This window comes from Williamsia muralis (genome assembly GCF_002735905.1).
GTDB classification, from domain to species: domain Bacteria; phylum Actinomycetota; class Actinomycetes; order Mycobacteriales; family Mycobacteriaceae; genus Williamsia; species Williamsia muralis_A.
The window spans coordinates 201,713-218,021 of record NZ_PEBD01000008.1; the positions used below are offsets into that span (position 1 = coordinate 201,713).

The window sequence follows — 16,309 nt, forward strand, 5'->3', positions numbered from 1 at the left end:
ACGCAACGTGGCAGGCTGGTGCTGTGGCTGAACTCCTGTTGGTGAGCCGATGGTTGTCGGCGGTACCCGGCTTCTTGACGCCCCGAACCGGCCCTGGCGCAACCATCGGGTTTGTACCTACCGCATCGTCGATCTATGACGACCGAGCCTGGGTGGACTTCGATCGCACAACTCTCGACGAACAGGGCTGGCAGACAGTCGAACTCGACATCGAGGCGATGACTCCAGCCGACATCGCGCAGTCCCTGAACACGGTCGAAGCCGTCTTCGTCTCCGGCGGCAACGTCTTCCACTTGCTCGAGGTGTTTCGGCGCACGGGTTTCGCGGATGTCCTCACTGAACACGTCGAGGCCGGTCTGCCCTACATCGGCGCGAGTGCAGGTGCGTGCGTCATCGGCGCAGATATCGAACCGCTCGGCCTGCTCGACGACCCAGCCGAGGCACGCGGTCTTGTTTCCACAACTGGGCTCGGCTGGATCGACGAGGTCATCGTGCCCCACGCCGACGGCATCGTGTCGGGTCGGGCGATCATCGACGAACTCAGACACCGATTCGGTGAGCGATTCACACTGCGACTACTCGCCGACGACCAGGCGTTGCTGGTCTCGGGCAGTTCCCGCTACGTAGTCCCCTCGTGACGGCGCCGCTTTCGCGTCAGCTCCCGGCGGACATACAAGCAAGGGGAGTGATGCGGTCCTCCGCATCACTCCCCTCGTGTACCCCTGCAGCGGTGAGGTTTTCGGTCTCCCTAGTTGTCTGCGAGAATCAGGGAGTCCCGGCCAGGACAGCGTCGTCCACGCCGGCGGTGTTCGCGGCCGTGATCGAGTAGTCCGGCAGGACAACCGTTTCCAGTTGCTTGACGTACTGCGTCGCGAAGCCCGGATACATGGTGGCGTTGAAGCCGTCCTCAGTGAGGTACCAGCTCGAGCAGCCCGAGTTCCACGTGGTCTTGGTCAACCGCTGTTGCAGCTCCTGGTTGTACTGCGCCTGCACGTCCGCGCGGACGTCGAGGACGAAGTTCTGATTCACTGCCGTGGCGATGGCGTCGACGATGTAGTCGATTTGCGCCTCCATGTACACCAGCGCTGAGCTGTGGCCTGGGCCGGAGTTCGGACCGAAGGTGAAGTACATGTTCGGGTATCCCGAGACGGCAACGGACTTGTAGGCGTAAGCGCCTTTGCTCCACTCCTCGGCGAGGACTCGGCCGCCGCGGCCGGTGATCGGAATCGGCGTGCCCGCCTTGGAAACGTCGAATCCGGTCGCGAAAACGATTGCGTCGAACTGGTGCTCGATGCCCTCGACGGTGCGGATCCCCTTCTCCGAGATACTGGCAATGGGCCAGGTCACCAAGGTGCAGTTGTCCTTCTGCAGAGCCGGGTAGTACTGACTGGTCATCAGCAACCGCTTGCATCCGGCCCGGAATTCGGGTGTGAGCTGACGGCGCATCCACGGATCACGCACCTGTGTGCGCAGGTGCAGCTTGGACACCCCTTCCACGACGCGGGTCAGCGGCGACTTCCACACCACACCCAGGGCGACGGATTCATGGCCCCAGAACCAGGCCTTGCGGGCCAGCGACTGCGTGAACGGTAAGCGTCGATACACCTCGCGGGTCACCGGCCGTGTACTCAGGTTGGTGCGCGGAAGAACCCACCCGGGTGTGCGCTGGAAGACCTTCACCGAGTCCGCCACACGGACCAGTTCCGGCACGATCTGCACCCCGCTCGCCCCGGTGCCCACGACGGCAACCTTTTTACCCGCGAAGTCGTAGTCATGGTTCCAGCGGGCGCTGTGGATCTTCTCGCCCTCGTAGGTTTCGATGCCGCGGATCTTCGGGAGGCTCACGTTGGCAAGGGGGCCCGACGCCATGACGACGGCGCGAGCGAAAACCGGCTCGCGGTCGTCGATGGTGACCTCCCACTGCGACGAGTCTTCGTGCCAGGTCAGATCGGCCACGTTGTGTTCGAACCGGAAATACTGGGCCAGCTCGAACTTGTCGATCATCGAATCGACGTAAGCGAGGATCTCCTCGCTGCCGGAGTAGGTGTGCGACCAATCCGGATTCGGCGCGAAACTGTAGGAGTACAGCCGCGACGGAATGTCGCATGCCGCACCGGGATAGGTGTTGTCACGCCAGGTCCCCCCGGGACGGGTGCCACGCTCGAAGATGGCGATGTCGCCGATGCCGCGTTGCTTGAGCCGGATGGCCGCGCCAACGCCGGCGAACCCGCCGCCGATGACGGCAACGGACAACACTTTACGGCCGCTCATGCGACGGGCTCGTAGGTCAGTTCCTTCGACCAGGTGGGCTGGCCGCGGAGCAGGCGTTTGGGGTACTTGGCGGTCAGGGTGACCATCGAATCGGCGAAGCGGTGGTACGGGTGGTCGCGGTTGATCACCACCGATCCGTGCCAGCTGATGAAGCGGTACATGGGCAGGCGATTGGGGAAGGGGGTGCGTTCACCGACCTTCTTGAATCGCTTCATGGCGGTGTAGAGACGCTCCTCGTCAACACCCATCGCAACGATGTTGTCGCGCATCTTGTTCAGCAACGGGATGTAACGCAGGGTGCCGATGATCAGCGACGGGTGCATCCAGGCACCCACGGTCTCGACGATGATCTTGCGCATCTTCGCATGCCCGAGAAGCTCGATGACCTCGAAATCAACCGCGAGGTGCCGTGACTCATCGGCGTTGATGCGTTTGAACACCTCTTGGCAGACCGGGTCGTCGATCTCGTCGACGATGAATTTCACCAGCGCACCGTCGAGGGCCACCTCGAGCATCGGAATAACTGTGCCGAGCACGGCCAGTGGGGTTTGGTCGGAGTACTTGTCCAGCCAATCGATGATGAGTTTGACGTTGACATTCGGCTGAGGGATCTCGTCGTTCTCGAGCATCCCCCACCGTCGCATCAGCGCCAGTTCGGCGTTGGCGTGCTTCTGTTCCTCAGCGTGGAAGTGGCGGTAGATGTCTCGCAGCGTCTCGGTCGGGGCCTTGCGTGCCATGGCCGCGAAGCCGCGGGCACCGACGTTCTCGATCCACATCAGATCCGACATGAACGGCTTGAGTTTTGCATGCAATTCGGGGCTGATCAGCTCCCCACCCGGTGCGTCCCAGTCGATGTCGGCCAGGGCCCATTGACGGTCTTTGATCTTGTCCAGCATGGCATCGAAATCGAAGTTCTGTGTCATCGTCACTTTCCTGTCGTTGAAGCGGTCTGAAGTTGGCTGTGCGGCGCAGGCTCATCCGGCATCAGTCGATTGAGCAGCCCGGCACCGCGGGCATAGAGAGCTGGAGTGAGTCGCTTGGCCAGCCAGATTGCCTTGGCATCAAGCTGCGGAACGACGTAGAGGCGGCCTTTGTCGAAGGCGTCGAGCGTGCCGACGGCGACGCGCTCAGGCGAGAACCCGGTCCACCGCATCAGATTCTGTGCGAGTTGGGACGACTTCGCGGTGATACGGCCGTCCACGGCGACGTTGGTCTTGACGAACGTCGGGCACAGCACGCTCACGCGCACACCAGTTCCCGACAATTCCGCAGCCAAGGTTTCCGAAAGCGACATGACACCGGCCTTGCCGACGCTGTAGGGGCCCATGGTCGGCGCGGCGGCGAACCCCGCAGCGGAGGCGACGTTGATGACACCCCCGCGCCCGGCCGCGAGCAGTTGTGGAACGAACGTTTCACACCCGTGGATGACGCCCCACAAATTGATGCCCAAGGCCCAGTTCCAGTTGTCGAAACCGATGCTGCCCACCGGCTGCCCGCCGATGCCGACGCCGGCGTTGTTGATCACCACCGTTGGGGCGCCACCGAATTCGAGTTCGGCGAACAAGGCCAGATCCTCCACCTGCGATCGCTCCGCAACGTCGCACTGCACTGCGTAGCCGCGGCCGGCAAGAAGGCGAACCGTTTCCTCGGCCCGTTCGAGTGAGATGTCGGCGCACACAACGCGGCCTCCGCGCCGCGCGAGCTCGATGGCAAAGGCGCGGCCGATACCGCTTCCCGCGCCAGTCACCACGGCATCAGCACCGTACGACGGCGGCGGGGTCGATCGGAATCCGAACATGACTTCTCGATTTCTGTTAGAGGGCTGAATGGCCGAAAGGGACTGCGGTGAGACCGAGTTCGGAGCGGAGGAACTGTGCAGCCCGCCGCAACGCGGGCGCCGCCTCAGGAGACACGCGATCAAGCGCTTGGAAGACGTGCATCTGGTCGGGCCAGATCTCGAGCGTGCATGTACCCGCGTTGGCTTCGACGAGGTCACGCAGATACTCGGCGTCGGCGACCAGCATCTCCGCGCCGCCGGCCTGCACCAGGAAGGGCGGCAACACCGTTCCGGCCTCCACTGCCAGTCGCAGGCGCGGGATATCCGGTTCCTGCCCGGTTGTGTAGAGCGTGGTGAGGGCCCGCGCGCCGGCAGCGGAAATCATCGGATCGCGCCGCACGCGTTCGCGGCCCTCGGCCAAATCGAACATCAGGTCGATCAAGGGGGAAAACAGCACCACCGCAGCAGGCTGAGGAATTGAGCGCCGGGCGTTGTCGATGACCAGGTCCAGCGCGAGGTGCCCGCCCGCGGAGTCTCCCGCGACGACGATGTTGCCGGGGTCATAGCCACGCTCCAGCAGCCATCGATACGCCCGCTCGATGTCGTCCGCGGCAGACGGGAACGGATGCTCGGGTGCGAGTCGATAGTCCACCACGAACACCGGCAGACCCGCTTCACGTGAAAGTCGCGATGCCAGGCCACGGTGCGTGCGCGCCGAACAGATCGCGTAGGCGCTCCCGTGTAGATACAGCACCACCCCGGCGGCCTCGCCCGAGGCATTCTGGTCTGAGACATTCTCGTCCGGGAACCCGGGTTTCGTGGCGTCCACCCACTCACCGACGACACCGTTGTCGCTGACCGCTGTGACCCTGGTTCCGCGCAACCTACTGCCGCACAAACGCATTGCGACCTCGACGAGAACCCGCGCTACCTGCACGCCACCCTTGTCGTACGGAAGCCGCGACGCGATCGGACGCAGCGTCGACGCCGTCACCCGCGCAGCACACCGGGATCGCAGGGATCCCCGCACCGGCACGACTGCGCTTCTCGTTGTCATAACGACAGCATCATCGGAAACTGTGCCATTTGTCAATGGTACGGTTTGTTCACGCAGATCGAACGCACTCACTCCACGGAACAGGCTGCCAATGTCGGCCGAGTGCAGACAGTGCACGAAAGGACGACTCTTGACGATTGATTCAGTCGGCGACACGGCCACCAGTGCACGAACCCTTCGTCTGCAGGTCGAGAACGTCATCGAGGAAACGTCCGACGCCGTCACCCTCGTCTTCTCCACACCCGACACCGACCGTCTGGGGCCGTTCGACTACCGGCCCGGCCAATTCGTCACCCTCGAGATCCCACATGAAGAAGACCGGTCCGTGGCACGTTGTTACTCGCTGTCGAGCAGCCCAGACTGCGACGATCAGCCGGCGATCTCGGTCAAACGCACCCCTGGCGGTTACGCGTCCAACTGGCTCTGCGACAACGCCACCGTCGGCATGACCCTGTCCGCGCTGAGGCCTGCGGGCTCTTTTGTGCCGTCACGGTGGGACAAGCCACTCGTTCTTGTCGCGGCAGGCAGTGGGATCACCCCGGTGCTGTCCATCCTCAAGACCGCGTTGGAGGTCCACCAGGAGCGGGTCGTGCTGGTCTACGCGAACAGGTCGACCGAATCGGTGATGTTCGCGACCACCCTGGCCGACCTACTCCAGCGTTATCCGACGCGCCTCGAGGTGATCCACTGGTTCGAGTCCGACCACGGTTTGCCGACCGCCACCGGGTTGCGCAACCTGGTGACTCCATCGCCCGATTCGGATGCATACCTGTGCGGCCCTGCGGTATTCATGAACCTCGCGCATGACGCCCTCGTCGCCGCGGGACTCTCCCCCGATGCCATTCATCGAGAGGTCTTTACCTCTATCCAGGCCAACCCGTTCCATACCGCGGTCGCCGATCCCCCGTCCGCGACGGACGTGGGTACGCCTGTCACCGCAGAGGTCGAGGGCGAGGACTACACCTTCCGCTGCCCGCCCGACACGGTTCTCCTCGACGCGATGCTCGACAACGGTATCGACGCCCCCTTCGTCTGCCGGGAGGGCAATTGCGGCGCATGCGCTTTCACCCTCAAAACCGGTGAAGTCGATATGCGCGTCAACGACACGCTCGATAACTATGAATTAGGCAAAGGCATGCGGCTTGCATGTCAGTCCGTGCCTGTTTCCGACAGTCTCGACATCGTCATCGAGTAGGCAGTTCGACAGTCATCGGACCTCGTTCTCGGGGTACTGCAGGTCGTAAGCGTGCCGGGCACGAGCGATGACGTCTCGGCGTCGAGTGACCAGTCAGCCAGTGCCTTGACGAGGTGGGTCACGCTCTCCACTGCGCGAGGATGATTCAGATGAACCTGCAGCTGCTCTACGAGTTTCACAGGAATGAGCCCACCGGTCCGACACGTGCGAAATCGGTCCGCGCTAACTCGTTTAGCAGTAGTTGCTCATCGCGTCGGGTTGTCCACCCCTCGTCTTCGATCCGGAATAGTCACCAACTATCAGCCCGAGGTGGAACTACCTCAAAACCGTCCACGACCGGTCATCGCGACACGATTGTCTCGGCCTGCCAGCCACACGATCACGTCGAAGCAACGGATAGCGCTGATATCTGATCCGATGTCCGCACGCTCTCGAACGGCCTCGAGATGGCGGTGCAAAGCGTGGCCGTCGGCGGCGAGGTGATGGCGCAGGGTTCGGTAGAAGTCACCGCGGCGAGGATGGGTGAGCACGCCTTTGACCACGGTGTCAATGACCGGCAGTAACCGGGGGCGTTTGCGGGCGAGGAGTTGGCTCGTTGTTACTGGCCCCACGCCAGCGGTCCGGGTCAGTTTCCACAGTTGCTCACCGCGCCGCAGGTGCTCGTCGTCGGCGTTGACCAGGTCCAGGTCGTGTGGCAGAGCAGCTAGTACGTCGTTGAGGTGGTGCTGGCCGGGATGGAGGATGCGCAGTGCGGCCGCGGCGGGGACGTCGACGCTGAGCATGCTGACGGCGACCATATCGGCGGCGGTGAAGCGGTCTACGACATGCGGTGCATCTCCCCCACCGTCGAATCGTTCGAACATCGAACCAGTGAAGTTCGGCTGCCCCTCAGTGCCGATGTCAAAGTAGCGGCGCAGCAGGGCGGCCGCCTGATCGCTGTGCTGTCCATGGAGCACCTCGGGAATCGCCCATGCTGCAATTGTCATGCGCCACAGCGTAACCACTGCGCCGAGATCGCCGGGGTTCTTTGGCTCTCCCGCAAAGTAAGGGCCGTCCACGCGCTAAGCCGCCCTTGTTTCAGGTGGCTGCCTCTGACGGCGATCAGGGAATTCACGCTGGTACCGCTGTCGTGATCTGCGATAAAGCTGGTTAGTGCAGCACCTTGAGGGCGTTGACGTAATTGCCGGCCGGCTGAAGTCATGCCGACCAATCAAATTTGAAACCCCCAGGTTCACATTGTTGATCGAGGCCGGTCGAGCAGGGCCTCGACGAAGATTTGTGGGTAACACAGGGCAGTCGGTCGTCGAGCGATGTTGTGAAGGCGGAAGCTCCGGCACAAAGATCGTCAAAGATCCAAGACCAGCGGAGGTCATCCGTCTGTGCTGCCCGGTCAGGCAGGCGTAGCGGCAGGCCCACGCCACGCCGTGACGGCCACCATCGGTGTGTGACACCTATCCGCACAGGTTCCATGCTTGTCGGCCGTTAATCAAAAGTTTGCGGTAGGCCGTTGCACCGTCGCAGTCACCGACGTCGGTCGCGGTGAGCTGGACCGGGCCTCCGCTCTCGGGCGAGCCAGCAGGCGCGCACATCTGTCCCTGCCCTGTCGCTTCCATGCCACCCCAAGTGGACCAGGTAATGTTGCTGATTGTGTTGGCACACAGCGAGTTCAACGAGACTGTAGTGGGCCTAGCCGTGCCGTACCCGACGGAGTATTGGTTGTCGGAGCTCCCGAGCACGACGTTGTCACTATTGACGGTGGTAGGGGTTTGGCTGGTCGGTGTGTTTCGCGTCTGATTGGTGATGGTCCACGTTGCCGTGGTGGGGGTTTTACTGACCACCTCACCTATGTAGGCGCCAAACGCGACCCCGGTCTTACCAATGACCAGGCGTATCACTGCGGCGCCGAGCCCTTGAGCGCATGAGACCAGGTCTGCTCCTAGGCGGTCTACACCGGCGTCTGATCGGGTGCCGGCGCACTTGATGAGCTCGCGACCTATGTCCAATCCTTTGAAAACGTTCTTCAGCGGGCCTTGTTGCAGCGCTTCCTCGTAGGCCCAGGCGCTCAGGGCGATCGCGTCCATTTTCGGGTTTCGGGTCAAAGTGCCGGTGCGAGGGCCTCGCTCGTACTGGCCGAAATCCATCCGGACGGTGTCCCCTGGACCGGCGACGTCGGTGGTGTTGACGGACTCGTCGTAGAAGTCTCGCAAATACTCGTTTGCCGAATCAGTTTCCGTGAATACGAGGTTCAGCGGGCGGGGGTCGGCGGAGAGTCGCCAGGCATACGGCGAGTTAATGGTGATCTCAACACTTGTGCTCGGTTCCATTGCATTCGACCCCGGGGTGTTCGACATGCACGTCCACGCGATGTCGCCTTCCACCGCGGTGACGGTCTTGATCAGGTTGGGGTACGTCAACGGTCTACCGACGCAGTCTGGTTTCGGTGAACCCGTTCCCAAGATGGGTTTCACAAACTCGGTGAGCTGCTTATTCAGCTTGTCTGGCTTCAACCAGGCAAACATGTCCCAGCTCAGGTGACCGAGATCGGCTACGACAGTGTCGCCCTCGACACGGGCTTCAACCATGTCGACACTGCCGTCTGCACTGCGCGACACAACCACTGGCACTGCGCCCTCGGGGCGATCCGCATCCTCCGGCAGCCGGTAGGTCAGCTGCAGCGGTGCGCCCGGCTGGCGCTCACCGTCTAGGGCAATCTGCACGGTAGGTGACAAGGGGTCGAGCCACGACACCCCTTCCGGCAGGACCACCTGCTCAGGAGGAACATCGTCGACCACACTCAGTTTTGAGCCTTGCCCAACCCCGGGCGGACCTGCAACCGTGAAGTCGTTCAGGACAATCTCGACACCATCGCCGTTCACCGACGCTTCTAGGCGGTGAGAGGACGACTCACCGCCACTGCTCGAACAACCCACAATCAGACCGGCAACGACGGTAAAGATCGCGACAGCGCCGCCAGACATTCGCATGGCAGATTCTCTCACGCGCGACGAGCATGTACTGCAAGACAGGAAGATTCATGTGTTCGGCCGACGGCACGCAAATGTCAACCAAATCTTTTCGCTGTTGCTCTCAACTTGGTTTGTCCAACCATAGTCTTTCCACGCCGCAGCGGCGTGTGGTCGTGCCATCCGACCGCTGCACCCAGCACGGTAGCTGGCGAAGGTCTGTCTCGCCCGCCTACCCGCCGGCCGGAGCAGCTGAGCTACCCGCCGATGAAGACGCTACATTCGTTCGGAATGTGTCTCGCAGCTGATCGAGTTCGGGCGCTTTCGTCGACTGAAACGCGTAGATCGTTTCGAGCGTCTCGAGATTCTCCTGGGAGCACGCTGGATCAAGAACCCCGTCAAGGTTCGTCTCGATAGCTCTGTGGTTTCCGACTATGGTATAGCTTCCGGCGTCAAGTTCTTTGCCGCCCTCGGCAACCAGAATAAAGTGCGCTCCGAGCACGTACGGCGTGTTATAGAAACTTTCGATATCGGGGCCGATTGTGAGCGCCATCCGATCCACAGCCCCAGGTTTCGTCTCAAATCGAACGTCGTGGTCGTGTTTTCCAAGTATCACTTGGCCGGTGGTGGGATCTGTGGGAATCCTGAATGTGTACTCGGCAGTGATCCCAGCAGGCCCGGCACCAGACCGAGTGCAGTCTCGCAAGACCTCAAAGTGCTTGACGTCCGCAATTACCTTGGTGATAAGAGATGGCTGTCCGCCACTATTCTTGAGCGTTAGGTCGATCGGGTTGGCCTTAAAATCCCCAACGGGTATGTCCAGGTTTACCTTCTTGGCCGCGCGATCGTAACCAACCGCTACTACTTGTTCCGGGCCGCCTATGGAGGTCATTGCGACCTCGAGATCAGCGGCAGCGCTCTGCGTGGATTGATAGATCTGGAAGCCGGAGATCACTACGCCAACAACGCCAATGAAAGCTCCGAGCGTTGTCCACAGTGGATGCTTGACGAATGTCGATGTCGCACGCCGGATGCCTCGCGATGGTTGCGGCTCAGGCGGCTGCCAACCACCGAAGTCCCAGCCATCGGGAGCGGGGCCCCATTCAGGTAAGGGCGTCCAGTCCGGCCCCGGCGTCCAGCCAGAAGGCGGGGTGGGCCAGTTGGGAGGTGCGTTAAATGACATAGCAACCCTCTCCGGGTGGGGACGCGCCTATTCTTGCATGCAGTTCCATATGATCGCTGGGTTCACCGCTCGAATGCCAGTTAATCGAACCCCCTAGGCCTCGCTTCATACGTTTGGTTGATGCGCGCTGACGGTCGACTAGTTTCGCTAACATTCGATCTCGATCGTAATGAAGGGCTAACGCGCTAGCACCCGGAGGAGGGCGAGGTCGCCGACCTCAATTAAGTGGACACGTCCACCCTAAAGATGGGCCGCGTCGAACACTTTGCGACACAGCATGGCAACGCTGGTGAAGGGCGTCGCAGCCCGCGCTAGACCGGTTCTAGCAGCATCCGACCGACTTTGAACGTTTCGACAGACCTTACTGTCGGTCCACGCAACCACCGACCAGCCGCCGTTGTGTCAGGTCGAGCGCTGGCCCCCTCGGCTGCGGCCGCCGGGCTTTCAGCGGCTATTCGCGGACCGCTTCAGCCAGTGCTGCGGCGATCTCGTCTACCGTCATGATTGCAGTATTAAGTGCGAGGATGCCGGCAAGCAGGGGCGAGTGCCGCATCACCTCGTCCTTTGACACGTGGTGCCACACGGGGAGAACAAGGTTTTCACCTGTACCCATTTTCTTGCCGAAGAGCGCATCCAACTCTGCATTCGTCCACTGTTTGGCGAAGAAGTCGGGCGAGACAATCACTACTCCGAAGCGGGAGTTGGAAATCCCCTCTTCGATGCTTTGCCGGATCGAATGCCCAACCTTGATCCGGATCTCGTCGAACCACACATTAAGGTCAAGCGCTTCCAAGGCGTCCTTGAGCGGACGCGCGATCTCGTCCTTGTCCTCGCTCGCATGGGAGAGAAACACATCGTGCTCCGGGCGCTGGTTTCGAATCAACGGAGTAGTGGCGCCGACACGGCTCGGTAGTGGGGTTGCGAATTGCGTGGCGGCACGGTCAGTCGTGCGAGCGAGTTCTTGCAACTTGCGCTCCCGCGATCGTTCCCGAACCGCTCGTTCCTTCTCGACCTTCCCTAGAGCGGCGTTAACCTTGACCTCTGTGGCCGCGAGTTTCTTTTCCAGATCGGCGCGTTTCTTCTCCGCGTCGTTGGCTGCTTTTGTCAAGCGCTCAGCATCGGCGCGTTTACTCTTCTGCGTCGCGGGGCTTTTGGACTTGTCTGCTGCCTGTCCGGCGGCAAGTGCCTTCTTCCGCTTGTCGGCGACGGTGCTCGACGCTGCGCTGATGTCTTTCCTGAGGCGTTCGGCATCTGCTCTGTACCGCTTGAGATCTGACTCTGCGCTCATGTGAGGACCTCGTATCTGATCGAACTAGCTGCGTCGCCTCGACGGAGTATGAGGTTACAGCGCGCCTACGACGCGAAGTGACACCAACGTTCGCTTGCCCGAGAACGCACGGCTGTAACGCACATAACCTGCGGGTATCAACCCGCAGTGATTGACCGCGGATCGAGCCGTACGGACTCGACCAAGCATGCGAACCGACATCGCTGGCCCAGGAGCACCTCCCCCGACACCGACCGCTCAGCCGCGCGCCATATCCACGAACCGACTCAAATGCAGTTGGTGCGCAACAGTAATCGTGGATGTGGGGCCGTTACGGTGCTTACCCAGGATGATGTCGGCTTCGCCGGCTCGAGGATCATCGCGCTCGAACGCGTCGGGGCGATGCAGCAGGATCACCATGTCGGCGTCCTGCTCCAGCGAACCGGACTCACGGAGGTCGGAGACCTGCGGGCGCTTGTCGGTACGTTGCTCTGGACCACGGTTCAGCTGACTGATGGCGACCACTGGAACCTCGAGCTCTTTGGCGAGCAACTTGATGCTTCGCGAGAACTCGGAAACTTCCTGCTGGCGCGATTCGACTTTCTTGCCGGACGACATCAGCTGCATGTAGTCGATCACCACTAGCTTGAGGTCATGGCGCTGCTTCAAACGCCTTGCCTTGGCACGGATTTCCATCATCGTGAGGTTGGGCGAGTCGTCGATGAACAACGGCGCCTCGGAGATCTCACCCATTCGGCGAGCCAAGCGGGTCCAGTCGTCATCGCTCATCCGGCCCGAGCGCATGTCGCCGAGTTTGATCTTCGCTTCGGCTGAGAGCAACCGCATCACGATCTCGGTTTTGCTCATCTCCAAAGAGAACATGGCACTGGTCATCTGATGCTTGATGGAGCAGGACCGCAGGAAGTCCATCGCGAGCGTCGAGTTGTGGGTGGGGATCATGGCCTCACCGGCAAGGTACATGTGGTCGTTGTTGTCGACCTGCACGCACCGCACGGGAACGCTGTCGATGGGCCGCACATCCACGATGAACCGGGAAGATGACCGTGACAAGTTCTTCGCGCGGCGACGCTCTTTGTGTAGCAGAGCCTTTCGAGCGAGACCGAAGACCTCATCGTCGGTCGCGAACGTCAGCGAGTACGCAGTCGATGAGGCTTCGGTATGACCATTGACCCGCTTCGTCGATGTGCCGCAGCGGTACCCGAGACTCACGATGAGCTCGCGCACATTGGCCACCAGCGTCGGGTTTGTCCCAGTGAACTGAACCGAACCACCCGCTGTCACAGTCCCATCGGTGTCGAGTAGCCCAGCGAGTAATGCTCGCCGCTGCTCCTCAGATGCGCGCAGGTACTGAGTCGGAATGTGCTTGTTGCCCAAAACCCCAAGCATGCGCAACCGGCCCTGAACACTACCGACCGAGTACAGGCATTCCTGACACGCGTACTTGCCGGTGAACTCTCGACCACACCACTTGCACGGGTTCGGAGCAACTGCCGCAGACATGAACCGAGACTTGCCGCCGCATGACTGACCACATGTACGGACATGGGCGAACGCCGGAGTGAACTCCTTGCCACACACGACACAGGACTTCTTCGCAAACGGTTCATCGCCAGGCAAGCTGATTCCGTATCGGAGCTTGACGTTTGCACTCTTCCGGCAGACGTAACCCTCACCCTCGATCCTCATCGGGATTTCGGGATCTGCTGACGTCAGGACCGCAGCATCGGATGACCCGTCGCCCAGCCAAGCGCCCAACGTGTACGGCTGAACCAAGAGATCCTGTTTTGGAAGCTGAACCGCCCGTGCGTTCGTGACGGAGTGGTTGGCTCGTTGGTCCGCGGTAGTGGTGCGAAGCGTCGAAAAGATCTGTCCCGTGGTGCGTACCTCAGCAGGTATGCGCGGGTAGCGCCGAGAAGCTCGGGTGTCCGTCAGCCACTGGTGCTGCTCATCAGCGATCAGCACAGACCCATCTGAGAACTCGACTTCGTAGCAAGGCCGATCCTGCATCACCTCGGTCGCCGCAACAACCCGGGTTGGCTTGCCATCGGCGCCGATCAGGTGATCGCCGACCTTGACTTCCCCCATCGTGGTCCAACCCGACGGCGTCGGCAGAAGCGTACCCAGTGCCAGCGCTTTTCCCACACCAGGCCGGGCAGCAACGATTATCATTTGACCCGGGTGCAAACCGTTGGTCACTTCGTCGAGATCGTGGAAACCCGTTGGCACACCGAGGGATAGACCACCACGCGACGCAATGGAGTCGATCTCGTCCATCGTGGGCTGCAGCAACTCTTCAAGCGCCACATAGTCTTCGGCGGTACGACGCTCGGTGACCTCGTACACCTCGGCCTGCGCGCGGTCCACGACCTCTGCGACATCCTGACCGTCGGCCCCGGCGTAGCCGTATTGGACGATGCGCGTACCGGCTTCGACAAGGCGCCGCAGAATCGCCTTCTCGGCGACTATCTCCGCGTAGAAGCCGGCGTTGGCCGCAGTAGGCACCGTCGAGATGAGTGTGTGGAGATAGGGAGCCCCGCCGATCCGTCGAAGCTCACCAACACGGTCCAGCTGACCGGCAACGGTGACGGCATCGGCCGGCTCGCCCTTCCCGTAGAGGTCGAGAATCGCGTCGTACACAGCCTGGTGCGCGGGCCGGTAGAAGTCACCTGGACGAAGCTTCTCCAGCACGTCGGCGATGGCGTCTTTGGACAGCATCATGCCGCCCAGAACAGATTGCTCGGCGGCCATGTCCTGCGGGGGCTGGCGGCCGAAGTCTTCGCTCGGGGGCGCCTCTTCACGCGGAGTTGTGTGCCCACGATCGTCAACTACGGCCAACGCGCCACCCCTTTCGCTTCAGGTTCATCGACCACTATTTCAAGAGGGTCTGACAACCCAATCGCCTCAGATCGCCGCCGATCTGCATGCGCACCCGCCAGACACTAAGGGCTAAGGCCGATCCCGCCAAACGGAGCTGTGGACCATCCTGTGCACCAACTGTGGACGGTGTGCGGATAGTTGTTAGCGCCCTGTTGGCTACCTGTGGATAAGTGCGGTGAATAGACGCAACGCCGCAGCTCAGGCACGGTCACTCACTTTTTCTTACTGTGGATACCCATTCACACGGCGTGTCTCTGCAAGTACGGTTTCGGGCGTGTTCGGTTTGACAAATCGAGTTGTACTACAAACGCACGAACTTCGATCACTTGCCCTAAAGTGACCGTGACGTGCACAGATTCATGCTCACCGAACCGGCCACACGGGCCGGCCAACAGTGGTGCAATGATCGGGCACGGACGAATGTTCTGGGGAGGCGTTCATGAGGAAGTTCATCGGGGTGATCGCCGCTGTCGCGGCCACTGTCGGACTGCTGTCGGCCGGTTCGCCGGCCTCCGCGGTACCGGGCCCCACGTACACGCAGATCCCCGATCTCGCCGGTTACGTGCCCGTAGACCCCTACGGCTACCGATCCCCCGACTTCGTCGACAACGGCAAGACGTTCTTCGTCACTCCCGGCGGCCGGGTCTGCGCCTTGGGCCCCGGCTACGCCTACGCGGCGTGCACCGGCCACCCGTCCACCGCGCCTCCGGGAATCGTCGGCGCAGCCATCTCTGCGGGCCAGATGGGCCCCTATTGGGTCCCTCCGAACACCTCGTACACGGTGCATCCGCGGGGCTGGTTCCAGCCACCCCTGCTGGAGATCGGTGAGTCGATCACCGTCGACGGATCGAGCTGCGCGGTGAGCCCCATCGGCGTGACGTGTGTGGCCGGTCCGAGAGCGTTCACGTTGACTCAGTCGTGGTACAAGTTCGTGACGCCTGCGGGCGACCAGTACCACGACGCTAACCGCTCCCCCGAGTTCCTTCCTCCAGATCAGCGCTGACCCAATCCTCTTGGGCGCCAAACCCTCCGACTGCGGCCACAACCTCCGACTGCAACCGGAGGCACTCACCGAAGCCGGAGGGTCTGGGGACATACACCGAGCCCACGAGTCACCGCCCGGGCGTCGCCCCACCGGCATTACCGAGTTCGTCCTCGTACGTGTGCATCGCGGAGATCAACGCCGTGAACACCCGATGGGCCGCGGCAAGATCTTCGTCAGGAAGGTCCACCATCGCATCGTGGGTGTGCTTGCCCAGCGGGGCGAAGAACGCCCTCGCCACGGCCATCCCGTGTTCGTCGTAGCGCAGGATCACCTTTCGACGGTCGCGTTCGTCGGCCTCTCGCCGGATGTGCCCGGAGCCGATCATGCGTTCCACAAGATGCGTCACAGCCCCGCCCGACACCTGCAAACGCTTGCCGAGTGCACCCGACGTCAACGGCGCACCCGCGGCATCGGCAACCATCACGTGCAGCAAGGCGCGAAAGTCGTTTGCACTGAGGTCATTCAAGGTCGCGAACACACGCGAGATCTGATCGGACTCGGCGTTGAGCGCCCGGACATCCGACGAGATCTGGGACTCGAGCGCTGCGCGGTTGTCCTGCGCCGGCTGATTGTCGGGCATGGGTACCTCCTGCCAGGACTATAAGGCCTGGAGATAGTTTAGTTGCTCAATATTTTAGAATGTGAGATTGTTG

At 61.8% G+C, this 16,309-nt stretch carries 13 protein-coding genes; 3 read left to right on the forward strand and 10 right to left on the reverse strand.

The window, feature by feature from the left end; all coding sequences use genetic code 11:
* Window positions 1-23 precede the first annotated feature (23 nt).
* A complete protein-coding gene (locus CSW57_RS09930) occupies window positions 24-638 on the forward strand; it encodes a Type 1 glutamine amidotransferase-like domain-containing protein (protein ID WP_099382649.1) in 615 nt (204 codons plus the stop codon).
* A gap of 127 nt (window positions 639-765) precedes the next feature.
* Here CSW57_RS09930 and CSW57_RS09935 read toward each other — a convergent pair whose 3' ends face one another.
* The 4 genes from CSW57_RS09935 to CSW57_RS09950 are packed head-to-tail and all read right to left on the reverse strand — an operon-like array spanning window position 766 to window position 5,105.
* Window positions 766-2,271 (reverse strand): flavin-containing monooxygenase, encoded by a 1,506-nt coding sequence (locus CSW57_RS09935; protein WP_099382650.1) that lies wholly within the window; start codon window positions 2,269-2,271, stop codon window positions 766-768.
* Window positions 2,268-3,194, reverse strand: a complete 927-nt coding sequence (locus CSW57_RS09940) for a reductase (RefSeq protein ID WP_099382651.1) — start codon at window positions 3,192-3,194, stop codon at window positions 2,268-2,270. Before CSW57_RS09940 ends, CSW57_RS09935 begins: the two co-directional genes overlap by 4 nt.
* A gap of 2 nt (window positions 3,195-3,196) precedes the next feature.
* The gene (locus CSW57_RS09945; protein WP_099382652.1) at window positions 3,197-4,069 is read right to left on the reverse strand and encodes an SDR family NAD(P)-dependent oxidoreductase; all 873 of its coding nucleotides are present in this window, start codon (window positions 4,067-4,069) and stop codon (window positions 3,197-3,199) included.
* Between the two features lie 16 nt (window positions 4,070-4,085).
* A complete protein-coding gene (locus CSW57_RS09950; protein WP_099382653.1) occupies window positions 4,086-5,105 on the reverse strand; it encodes an alpha/beta hydrolase in 1,020 nt (339 codons plus the stop codon).
* 130 nt (window positions 5,106-5,235) lie between these two features.
* On the opposite strand from CSW57_RS09950, the gene CSW57_RS09955 reads away from it, so the two are divergent.
* The gene (locus CSW57_RS09955; RefSeq protein WP_223249164.1) at window positions 5,236-6,300 is read left to right on the forward strand and encodes a ferredoxin--NADP reductase; all 1,065 of its coding nucleotides are present in this window, start codon (window positions 5,236-5,238) and stop codon (window positions 6,298-6,300) included.
* Window positions 6,301-6,620: 320 nt separating this feature from the next.
* Here CSW57_RS09955 and CSW57_RS09965 read toward each other — a convergent pair whose 3' ends face one another.
* From CSW57_RS09965 to dnaB, 5 genes are all read right to left on the reverse strand, one after another.
* On the reverse strand, window positions 6,621-7,286 hold the full coding sequence (locus CSW57_RS09965) for a DUF6308 family protein (protein ID WP_099382655.1): 666 nt from the start codon (window positions 7,284-7,286) through the stop codon (window positions 6,621-6,623).
* A 465-nt stretch (window positions 7,287-7,751) separates the two neighbouring features.
* On the reverse strand, window positions 7,752-9,299 hold the full coding sequence (locus tag CSW57_RS09970) for a hypothetical protein (protein ID WP_143696508.1): 1,548 nt from the start codon (window positions 9,297-9,299) through the stop codon (window positions 7,752-7,754).
* A 196-nt stretch (window positions 9,300-9,495) separates the two neighbouring features.
* Window positions 9,496-10,155: a hypothetical protein gene (locus tag CSW57_RS09975; protein ID WP_143696509.1), complete on the reverse strand. Its 660-nt coding sequence runs from the start codon at window positions 10,153-10,155 to the stop codon at window positions 9,496-9,498.
* Between the two features lie 742 nt (window positions 10,156-10,897).
* Complete coding sequence (locus CSW57_RS09980) at window positions 10,898-11,734, reverse strand: TIR domain-containing protein (protein WP_099382658.1); 837 nt, start codon at window positions 11,732-11,734, stop codon at window positions 10,898-10,900.
* Window positions 11,735-11,971: 237 nt separating this feature from the next.
* Entirely contained in the window at window positions 11,972-14,569 is a 2,598-nt protein-coding gene (dnaB, locus tag CSW57_RS09985; RefSeq protein WP_099382659.1) for a replicative DNA helicase, read from the reverse strand.
* Window positions 14,570-15,050: 481 nt separating this feature from the next.
* Here dnaB and CSW57_RS09990 point away from each other — a divergent pair, with 481 nt between their 5' ends.
* Window positions 15,051-15,614, forward strand: coding sequence for a hypothetical protein (locus CSW57_RS09990; RefSeq protein ID WP_099382660.1), 564 nt, complete (start codon window positions 15,051-15,053; stop codon window positions 15,612-15,614).
* Window positions 15,615-15,723: 109 nt separating this feature from the next.
* Here the strand turns inward: CSW57_RS09990 and CSW57_RS09995 are convergent, their stop codons facing one another.
* Complete coding sequence (locus CSW57_RS09995) at window positions 15,724-16,236, reverse strand: MarR family winged helix-turn-helix transcriptional regulator (protein WP_023958694.1); 513 nt, start codon at window positions 16,234-16,236, stop codon at window positions 15,724-15,726.
* Window positions 16,237-16,309: the final 73 nt, after the last annotated feature.

Excerpts from the sequence above, each read along its gene's own strand:
- CSW57_RS09935 (WP_099382650.1), bottom strand. The coding sequence starts at position 2,271 with ATGAGCGGCCGTAAAGTGTTGTCCGTTGCCGTCATCGGCGGCGGGTTC.
- CSW57_RS09940 (WP_099382651.1), bottom strand. The coding sequence starts at position 3,194 with ATGACACAGAACTTCGATTTCGATGCCATGCTGGACAAGATCAAAGAC.
- CSW57_RS09945 (WP_099382652.1), bottom strand. The coding sequence starts at position 4,069 with ATGTTCGGATTCCGATCGACCCCGCCGCCGTCGTACGGTGCTGATGCC.
- CSW57_RS09950 (WP_099382653.1), bottom strand. The coding sequence starts at position 5,105 with ATGACAACGAGAAGCGCAGTCGTGCCGGTGCGGGGATCCCTGCGATCC.
- CSW57_RS09965 (WP_099382655.1), bottom strand. The coding sequence starts at position 7,286 with ATGACAATTGCAGCATGGGCGATTCCCGAGGTGCTCCATGGACAGCAC.
- CSW57_RS09975 (WP_143696509.1), bottom strand. The coding sequence starts at position 10,155 with ATGACCTCCATAGGCGGCCCGGAACAAGTAGTAGCGGTTGGTTACGAT.
- CSW57_RS09980 (WP_099382658.1), bottom strand. The coding sequence starts at position 11,734 with ATGAGCGCAGAGTCAGATCTCAAGCGGTACAGAGCAGATGCCGAACGC.
- CSW57_RS09990 (WP_099382660.1), top strand. The coding sequence starts at position 15,051 with ATGAGGAAGTTCATCGGGGTGATCGCCGCTGTCGCGGCCACTGTCGGA.
- CSW57_RS09995 (WP_023958694.1), bottom strand. The coding sequence starts at position 16,236 with ATGCCCGACAATCAGCCGGCGCAGGACAACCGCGCAGCGCTCGAGTCC.